Raw genomic sequence first — 1,868 nt, forward strand, 5'->3', positions numbered from 1 at the left:
GTCGGGCCGGGATGGGCGCAGCCCTTGGCGCAGCCGGAAATGTGCAGCGTGAAGTCGAGGATGTCGGCGTTTTCAGCGGCAATCGTCTCGGCGATCTCGCGCGTGGCAATGCGGCCGGAGGCGCAGGCCGGCGTGCCGGGGCAAGCGGCAATGCGCGTGCGCGGGTCGGTGGGGGCGGTGACGAAGCCGAGGGCGGTGGCGGTGTGTTGGAGGGGTTGGTTGGCTGCCGGTGGCTGACCGAGGAAGAGCAGGGCGCGGCCGGGGGCTAGGCGGATTTCGGTTGTGTTGAGGGAGAGGGCGTGTTGGGCGAGAGCGATTAGCTTGTCGGCCGGCATGCTGCCGTAGGGGAGGGCGATGCCGAGGGCGGTGGCGTGGCTTACATTGAAGAAGCCAATTGGCCGGCGAGAGTGCTCTACGGCGCCCCCCTCTGTCCTGCCGGACATCTCCCCCTCCAGGGGGGAGATTGCGCTTGGAGAGCCGCGTTCGCCAACTGTCGATGCTGCAAGAGGGGAGCCTGCGGTGAAGCTGCCAATCTCCCCCCTGGAGGGGGAGATGTCCGGCAGGACAGAGGGGGGCGCCGTAGAATGCCAGCCTGCGAGAGAAGCCAATTGTCTCTCCGACAGATCCCTTGCGTGGGCCTCACGGCCTTTTTCGGCAATCATTCTTAGAGCCGCGACGGCGATGTCGCGAGCCGCACCTTCATCAGCAAACGCTAGCGGCTTCGCATTCTGCCCGTCACCCGCGACAGACACCTGCCATTGGATTCTCGCACCACTGCGCGTTGCAGCAAGCCGAACATCGGCCGTCACCGAATCCAGCCCAAGTTGCCCACCGCCATCGACAATCACCGAAACCTTCGGCCCCAACCGTTGCGCAAGCCCAGCTTCTTCGATTGCAGCCCTGATCCGTTCAGCCAGTGGCCGGGGATCGGCAATCTCTTGCGGATCGATGCCAGCCAGCGGGCCGGTCTCGACTGGCACGCCGGTGCGCACCGCGATATCAAGCGCATCGACCTCCGCCGCCAGCAGCATCGCGCTGTCCGTCGTCAGCCCACGTATCTGCAGACTGCCGCGCGCGGTGACTTCCATGATGCCATTGCCATGCCGCAAGGCGGATTCGGCTAACCCGATCAAAAGCTTCGGCGACAATCCTCCAGAAGTCGGGCCTCCAGAAGTCGGACCTCCAGAAGACGGGCCTCCAGCAACCGGATTGAGCCGCACCAAAAGCCCGTCGCCGGTCTGCATCGGCGCCGACAAGGCCGGGCAGGCGCCGCGGCGTGAGAAGGCGTTCATGCCGCCACCCCAAGCGCTTCTGCTTCGGCAATCAGGGCGGTGAGATCGTCATCGACGGAGTTGCGCAGGGGATGCCAGAGGCCACGCCGGCGCGCCGACAGGAAGCGCTGGGCGATGACCTTGGCAGCGGCGGGGTTCTCGCGCAGGATGAAGGCGCGGACCATGGGATCGCCGAGATAGGCATCGTGCACTGCCTCGATCAGCGTGCCCGAAATGGCGTGCGTGGTTTCGGCGAAGCCGACCAGGCGGTCGACGGTTTCGGCAAATTCGGAGGCGCCACGCGGGCCGTGGCGCATCTGTCCCGATATGAAGCGAGGATTGACGGCACGGGCGCGCACCACCCGCGATACGGCCTCACTGAGCGAACGCGGCTTGGGCTTTTGCGGGTCCGTGGTGTCGAGCACGATGACGTCGGCATTCCTGCCGAGCGCCGCAAGGGCTGCGGAAAAGCCGCCGATGAAGGCGACGTCGGCGGAGCCTTCGAGGATGTCGCGGCCGGGGTCGTCGCCGGTGTGGACGAGAAGATCGGCCTCGGCGATGCGGGTTTCGAAGGCGCCGGGCACCGAGATGCCTTCG

The 1,868-nt window shown here is 66.4% G+C and carries 2 protein-coding genes; both read right to left on the minus strand.

All coding sequences use genetic code 11. The features are described from left to right. Positions 1-1,292: precorrin-3B synthase (gene cobG / locus EN906_RS32645; protein ID WP_127375704.1), on the minus strand; the 1,292-nt coding region annotated here is incomplete at its 3' end. Then, on the minus strand, positions 1,289-1,868 hold a 580-nt coding region (locus EN906_RS32650; protein ID WP_206529233.1), incomplete at its 5' end, for a cobaltochelatase subunit CobN. The genes cobG and EN906_RS32650, both read right to left, overlap by 4 nt.

Source organism: Mesorhizobium sp. M7A.F.Ca.CA.004.06.1.1, from assembly GCF_003999135.1.
Classification (GTDB): domain Bacteria; phylum Pseudomonadota; class Alphaproteobacteria; order Rhizobiales; family Rhizobiaceae; genus Mesorhizobium.